At 57.5% G+C, this 7,263-nt stretch carries 7 protein-coding genes; 2 read left to right on the top strand and 5 right to left on the bottom strand.

Translation table 11 applies throughout. From position 1 onward, the window contains the following. Positions 1-402 precede the first annotated feature (402 nt). Genes manA through K8V32_RS02985 form a run of 4 tightly spaced genes read right to left on the bottom strand, consistent with a single transcriptional unit; the run spans position 403 to position 5,018 of the window. A complete protein-coding gene (manA, locus tag K8V32_RS03000) occupies positions 403-1,593 on the bottom strand; it encodes a mannose-6-phosphate isomerase, class I (RefSeq protein ID WP_303902668.1) in 1,191 nt (396 codons plus the stop codon). Between the two features lie 29 nt (positions 1,594-1,622). Further along, positions 1,623-3,257 (bottom strand): LCP family protein, encoded by a 1,635-nt coding sequence (locus K8V32_RS02995; protein WP_303902665.1) that lies wholly within the window; start codon positions 3,255-3,257, stop codon positions 1,623-1,625. Positions 3,258-3,310: 53 nt separating this feature from the next. Next, the gene (purE, locus tag K8V32_RS02990) at positions 3,311-3,808 is read right to left on the bottom strand and encodes a 5-(carboxyamino)imidazole ribonucleotide mutase (RefSeq protein ID WP_303902671.1); all 498 of its coding nucleotides are present in this window, start codon (positions 3,806-3,808) and stop codon (positions 3,311-3,313) included. Between the two features lie 49 nt (positions 3,809-3,857). Next, entirely contained in the window at positions 3,858-5,018 is a 1,161-nt protein-coding gene (locus K8V32_RS02985) for a 5-(carboxyamino)imidazole ribonucleotide synthase (RefSeq protein ID WP_303902662.1), read from the bottom strand. A gap of 178 nt (positions 5,019-5,196) precedes the next feature. Between K8V32_RS02985 and K8V32_RS02980 the strand changes: the two genes are divergently transcribed. Next, positions 5,197-5,757, top strand: a complete 561-nt coding sequence (locus tag K8V32_RS02980; RefSeq protein ID WP_303902660.1) for a GtrA family protein — start codon at positions 5,197-5,199, stop codon at positions 5,755-5,757. A gap of 12 nt (positions 5,758-5,769) precedes the next feature. Here the strand turns inward: K8V32_RS02980 and K8V32_RS02975 are convergent, their stop codons facing one another. Continuing rightward, the gene (locus K8V32_RS02975; protein WP_303902658.1) at positions 5,770-6,447 is read right to left on the bottom strand and encodes a hypothetical protein; all 678 of its coding nucleotides are present in this window, start codon (positions 6,445-6,447) and stop codon (positions 5,770-5,772) included. Positions 6,448-6,732: 285 nt separating this feature from the next. Between K8V32_RS02975 and K8V32_RS02970 the strand changes: the two genes are divergently transcribed. Continuing rightward, positions 6,733-7,260, top strand: coding sequence for a WhiB family transcriptional regulator (locus K8V32_RS02970; RefSeq protein WP_303902655.1), 528 nt, complete (start codon positions 6,733-6,735; stop codon positions 7,258-7,260). Positions 7,261-7,263 lie beyond the last annotated feature (3 nt).

Here is a 7,263-nt window from a genome sequence, read left to right as displayed (position 1 = left end):
CCGGTGGCGAAGGTGACGGTCACGACCACTATTCCGCCGACCAGAAAATACCACAGTTGGGGAACCGGTGCGAACCCTAAGGCCATCACACAGATGGCAGAAACCGTGGCGACAAGTGCGGCACGAAGTGTCGTTGGACTCAATTGTGAGTTAAAAATGTGGTGCAATGGATCCCCTATTTTGTTATAAAACTGCTGTTAATATTTAGGATAACCGGCAGGAAGAGCCAGTCAAGCGTGTCGGGAAGATCTTCACTGCCGGCTGGTCACGAAGATGCGCACAGCGATGTCGCTATACCGCCGGTCTGGAGTGCTTTGCGGAAGGTTGCTTCCAAAGATCATCCAAAAATGACTTCGCGTTGATTTTTGGTGGTTCGATCTGCTGCCCGGTTAGTGCCAACAGTTAGGGGCGGCTGGCAAGAAAGATGGTGACGTCGTCGTCCGGGGCGCTGAGATCCAAACTGTGAACATCGCCGGGAATATAAATTCCGGATCCTGGTGACACTACTGCTTGATCCGGCCCTGAGGTCAAAGTACCGGTGCCGCTGGTGCCCACGGCAATGCGCGGATTTGTGGCGGTTACTGTGAGGCTGGAACCGGCCGGTAGGTCATAGCGGGTCAGTGCGAAGTCTTCGACCGGGGGTGTAAACCGGGTGACCAGTACATTGTCGATGGTGCGCACACTGGGGGTGATGATTGGGGGAGCACCGGGGGTAAAGTCTACGACTTTGCCTAATTCAGCCACGTCGACGTGTTTGACGGTGAGGCCACCGCGGATGACATTATCGGAAGTCGCCATGACTTCTAAACCTAGACCGGCAACATAGGCGTGAATAGTCCCCGAGGGGATAAACAGTGCCTCGCCGGGGGCCAAGGTGATCAGATTCATCAACAGCGTCACCAGGGCACCGGGATCATTCGGGTGAATGACGGCGGCCTCGTGCGCATTGACCAAGTATTTGTCGTCGGTTCCGCTGCGCTGGACTGCCGCAAAGATCTCGGCGGTGAAGCCATCAGGTTGCCAGAATGGGCCGTCAGGATCCACAAGTTGACCAAATACGGCGATGAGCTCGCCGGCACGTAAACCCTCGGCCATGGCGGTCAGCACGCCGGTCAGCTCAGTGTTGTCGACCATTTGGGCAATCTGTTCAAAGGTTCCGGCAGCCGAGTCGGGATCGCGGAAGCCGGTCATCGCGGTGAAGTCACTCAGGGCGACGAGCATTTCTGGTTTATGGTTGGCGTCCCGGTAGGTGCGCCGTGGATCAGACAGCTCAATACCGGCAGCGTTTTCGGCGGCGAAGCCAGCTTTGGCGTGCTCGATGGTTGGGTGGGCCTGAATGGACAGGGGCTGTGCTGCGGCCAAGAGTTTGACCAGGTATGGCAGATCCACCAGTTCTGCCAAAGCAGTGCCGTCAGCAAGTAGCGTGGGTGTTGTCGGATGGGTGCCAAACCACATTTCGGCCTGCGGGGTATTCGAGGCGGGCGCTCCGGTAAGTTCGGGCAGCAGTGTTGTGGAGCCCCAAGCATAGTCTTTGATGGGAGCCGTGAGGGGGTAGAGTGCGTGTTGAACACCGGACGGGTGAAAAGTGGTCAAATGTTTGGCCTTTCTTCTCTGTGATGATCTTAGCCCGGATGACACTGGTGGTTGGTTTCTGCAGCGTGAGTCAGCAAGTTCGTTTGTCCGGTATCTTCGGCCCACTGCAGGTATTCTTTGGTAATTTCGCTGCCGTCAAGCTGTGTTGGGATCGGTTCCCAGTCGGCGGTGGGATCATCATTAGTCGCCTCCAACAGATATAGTCCCAGCGTTGGTTGCATGATGTGCGAACCGGATGGTGGGGTGCCGTCGGCGGCGAGCATGTCGTGAACGCGAGCGTGGACTTCATCGAAATCGGGGTAGGTCGAGAACTGTTCGCCCTGATCTCCGAAGTCCGGTGCCCCAATGGTCAGCCGTTCCATATCGTGGCGCTGCGATTTGGCCGCGAGGTTCAAGAAGCTGCCCACCTGGGACTGTGGGATTGAGGTTTCGACCATCTGTTCACCGGCGCTGAGAATTGACTCAAACCGGGTCAGCAGGGTTGGAACATCGAATTGTGACAACATAGCCTGTTGGACACACTGCTGACGTCGAATGCGCGAATAGTCAGACGACCATTTGCGCGACCGGGCAAAGCCCAGCGCGTCATCGCCACCAAATTTATGGGTACCGGGTTCCCACCAAGCGTTGCCCCACTGGCCATCGGGGCGGACCCCGCGGTATGGGGTCCAGCCACCGGTGGTCACGGTCACCCCACCCATCGCATCGATCAGTTCACTAAACCCGGCCATATCGATCATCACGTAACCGGTGACGTCCAAATCTAGAATGCCCGATACGGCGTCCATCATTGCTTCGGCACCGGGGTTTTCGGCGTTGGGGTACAAGTCGGAGTGGTTGTTCGTGACGTCGGTGTACAGGGCGTTGATGATGCAGTCATCTCCGCAGCTATAACCTTCGGGGTAGACATCCCACAGTGGAGAATCCGAGGCGAAGGGCGCGTTCTGAAAGTTTCGTGGAATCGAGAATAAGAAGATTTTGCCGGTCTTGGCGTTGATCGAGGCCATCGAGATCGAATCGGGGCGTAGCCCTTGGCGACCTTCGCCGGCGTCGGCACCCATGATCAGGATGTTGTAGCGGCCATCAGATTCTTCTACGGCCGGTCCGGACCCAAAGATTGATCCCAACGACGACGTTGAGGCATTGAGCAAAAATGCCCCGTATGCGGTAAGGCCCGAGGTCAGCAGGGTGGCGGCAATCAGCAGGGCTGCCACCAGGGCGCGAGCACGGGATTTCAATTTGACAAATTGGATGATGCGCGCGGTATCTAACCACAGGATGAACCATCCAACGGCAACGGCCGCCAGGTAGAAGATCCCGATGGATTGGATGAACGGATTGAAAGCCAGTGACAGGGTGAAGTCTCGGGCCAAGAGCAGGCCCAGGATGCTCAGAACGATCAGCGTCCAGTTGATCAGGGTGACGCTGAGTCCGATGCGCCCGAGCCGGTGATTGCCGGTCACGGATTGAGCGCCGCCGGGAACCAATGTGGTCAGGGCGATCAGTAGCAGCCCGCGGGTTGTGCGTTGACTGAAGGTGCCGTGGCCGGCGTTTTTGAGCGGGTCTCTACCGGCGCCACCGTATTCGAGCTGGCGGAGTCGCTGATTGAGTTCTAAGCGAATCTGCCGCTCGGATTTGCTGCGCGTAGTCGAAGAATTCGTCACTGCTGCTCAATTGGTGGTTAGGGGAAGGGAAAACGGAAACCGAATCAGCCAGTCTAGCGGGTCTGGGGCGAATCGAGTTGAGCCTTCAGACTCGCACCCTTGGCTTGTGCTTGGGCATTGAGATCGGCGGCAAAGGATTTCAGCTGGTCACGCAGCCGTTGTGCGTCGTCGTCGGTATTTGCGGCCAATATTTTCACCGCAAGCAGGCCGGCGTTGCGGGCACCGTTGATCGACACGGTGGCCACGGGCACACCCGCGGGCATTTGGACGATCGACAGCAATGAATCCAGACCATCAAGCGCTTTGAGTTTGACAGGCACACCGATTACGGGCAATTCGGTGGTCGAAGCCAGCATACCGGGAAGATGCGCGGCACCACCGGCGCCGGCAATAATAACCGACAGGCCGCGTTTGGCCGCGCTCGAGCCGTATTCGATCATTTCGTGCGGCATGCGGTGCGCGGAGACAACGCGGACCTCGTGGGCGATACCAAATTCATCAAGGGCTTCGGAGGCCGCTTGCATGACGGGCCAGTCCGAGTCCGAGCCCATGACCACGCCCACGCGTACAGTGTTTTGCGATGCTGTCACGGAAAACTCCTTAGTAATTGGTCGTGCCGTGCCGAATAATTTCTGCTGCATCGATCGCTGCTGCAAGAGCCGCGTCGAGGTCGCCGTCGGTGGCTAAGACATTGACGTGTCCAATTTTACGGCCGGGTCGTACGGATTTGCCGTAGGCGTGGATTTTGGCGGCCGGATACTTGGCCATCGCCAAGTCAAATGCGCCGTACAGGTCGTGGTTGCCGGCGCCCAAGTAGTTTTTCATGATCGTGTACTTCACGATCGGATCGGTGGCACCCAGCGGCAGACCCAGCACAGCGCGCAGGTGTTGTTCAAACTGGCTGGTGATAGCGCCGTCCTGGGTCCAGTGGCCGGTGTTGTGCGGGCGCATGGCCAGTTCATTGATCATGAACCCCGGGGCAATATCCGGGGTGTGGAACAGCTCGACGGCTAACATTCCGGTGACACCTACGCCGTTGGCGATGGTTTCGGCTGCCTGGCGTGCCGCATTGGCTGTTGTGTCGTCCAAATTTGGGGCCGGAGCTTTGACGATGTCGGCCACCCCGTTGGTCTGGATGGTTTCCACCACCGGGTAGGTTTTGGTCTCACCGGTGGTCGATCGGGCGATCTGCGCGGAGAGTTCAGAGCGGAAATCGACTTTGGCTTCGACCAGCAGGGCGGCGTGGTCGCCGTTGAACCAGGCATTGGCCTCACGGGCTGCTTCGGCTGACGATAAAACCCACACGCCTTTGCCGTCATAGCCGCCGCGCGGGGTCTTCAACACGACCGGCCAGCCGATCTCATCACCGGCGGTGAGTAGTTCATCCAGTGTGGTGACGGCGCGCCAATCGGGTTGTGGTAGCCCGAGTTCGGCCATCTTGTGGCGCATGGCCAGCTTGTCTTGGGCATAGACCAGCGCATCTGGACCCGGGGCGAGTTTCACACCGGCGTCTGCTAAACGGTGCAAGTGCTGGGTGGGCACGTGTTCGTGGTCAAATGTGACGACGTCCACAGTGGCCGCAAATGCTGCCAGCGTGTCGTAATCAATGTAATCACCGACCGTATACGTCGCGGCCGTGGTGGCTGATACGTCGTCAGCCTCGGCCAGCACGTGTAATTTAATACCAAGATTGATCGCGACCGGAGCCATCATCCGGGCTAACTGGCCGCCGCCTACTACACCTACAGTTGGAAAAGTCACCCTTCTACAGTAGCTTGGATTTTTCGGACCCGTGACTGCTGGGTGGCACACGACACGAAGGCTCCTGACATGTGGCGCTTGGGCGTGCTGTCCACAATGACCGTTGAGGTTGAAGCATTCTTTGAGTCGTACAGGCTAGAGTGTCTAAGACAAAAATACGCCCGCTATGAAAGGACCGATGTTGCGGAACATCACAGATCGCTTCGTCGCGCTCGTTAAATTGCTGTGGCGTGAAGTCGCGAAATTCGGCGTCGTTGGTGGCATTGGCTTTTTTATCGACACCGGGATCTTTTTGTGGCTCATTACCGGCCCGATGGAAGATTCCGCAGTCAAGGCTAAGATCGTTGCCACCGCGGTGGCAACCGCGTTTTCCTGGGTTGCTAACCGGTACTGGACTTTCCGTAATCGGCGTCAGTCCAATGCGATGCGTGAACTCGTGTTGTTTTTGGTCATGAATGGCATCGGTGCCGGCATTCAGGCGGGTTTTGTGTTCATCGCCAAATATTTCCTGGGTATTAGTTCGGCCGGGGGCATGGTGCTGTTTGGCAACGTGATTGGGTTGGCCTTCGCCACAATCTTCCGGTTCATCTCCTACCGGCTGTGGGTTTTTACCGAAGCAGTTGAAGCCGATCCGGCAACCGTCCACGACAGCGAGATTCTCACCGGTGCGATCTCGAGTGCCGAAGTCTCCAGCGACTCCGACACCGACGAGGAACCTCACGAAGAAACTGGCACCTGACCTGCTGGTTCACTAACGTTGTACGGGTGCTCCGAGTCGTTCGGTTTCTATGATGCGCTGCAGCTGAGCCGCCTCGGCCTGGTCCACTAGCACGACCGGAGTGCTGCGTCGCCATGCATCAACTATGACTGACCACAGCGCTGGGCTGAGTCGAGTATCCGTAGCGTGGATAATCACCCCTGCAGTATGCTTGTGAATTTCAGTCGGTGCCGGGATGTCTACCAGCGCGTTTCCAATAATATCGGGGACTGGTAGCAGGGGTTGATCGGCGTGGGACAGGACCTCGTCGTCGAGATTGATCAACGCGGGATCAACCTCCTTTTGGTGTGTGACAAAAATCTCCCCCGGTGTGGTTAGGTACTGTTCGGGACGATCCGTTAGGACGGCAGCGGCGTCGTCGGCGTCAGCACTGCAGGTCACATCACACCAGGCGACACCGAGTGTCAGAACAACCGAACGCCAGGTGACTGGGACATCAACTACCATCGTGTCCGGTGAGGCAATACCGTAGGAGTCGATCAGGTGGGTAGTTTTGGTTGCCCAGTTGATGGCTACTCGACCCGAAAGCTCGGTGCGGCCTTCGGCCGTGTAGTGGATGATGGCAGGTTGCGGTGAGGCGGCCAAGTGTCCGATCAGATCGGCGCCGGGTTGCAGTGGATCGGTTGGGGTAAACGAACGCAGGGATATCATGGTGTCCTTTGATGCCGAAGGTGGTGTCATCTAGGCTACGAACTCCGGGTGCTGCGATAGCGATCATGACGTCGTATAAGTGAACCCGAGCCAAATAGTGTCTGTGAAATTCCTGGCAGAACCGGGGTTACGTCATCTGCGGGCTTGACTAAAGCTAAGTTACACCGGTGTAATTAGGACCAGTAGATTTGACCATTCCCACCACAACGACCAGCATAAATATGATGCAACCCATGCTGTAGGGTAGCTAAGCTATGCCCTGGTGGTGGCGCGCGAAAGGAACCAATGGACAATGCACAACGGGCCGAACATGCCCGCGTTGAGGGCTCATCCGTCACTCGTAATGGCCGAGAAGTTCCTGTCGACTGGTTCGTGGATCCTGCTGATCCCGGCGCCGGTCAAGATCTGACAACACTGGATGAACGAGCCACCGCGTATCTGGCCGCCCACGATGCCATCACCGAAATTACTTCGGAGCAGACCTCCGATGCCACGGTGACCGCACTGCATCCCACAACCCCCGCGCCATATGAGGACGAAACTGTTGACCTATGGCAGACGTTGCCCGGTTTTGGCGATACCGCCGACGATGGCCAGCTAGCCTGGCAGGCAGATGCGTTATGCGCCCAGACCGACCCGGAAGCATTCTTCCCAGAAAAGGGCGGCTCAACTCGCGATGCGAAAAAAGTGTGCGGTGCATGCCCGGTCAAGCAGCAATGCCTGGAGTATGCGCTATCCAATGATGAACGCTTCGGTATCTGGGGCGGTATGTCGGAACGTGAACGCCGTCGTTTAAGGAAGAAGTCTTCGTAACTC

The organism is Enteractinococcus helveticum, from assembly GCF_020742345.1.
Lineage (GTDB): Bacteria > Actinomycetota > Actinomycetes > Actinomycetales > Micrococcaceae > Yaniella > Yaniella helvetica_A.
This window is presented reverse-complemented; position numbering and strand designations above follow the sequence as displayed.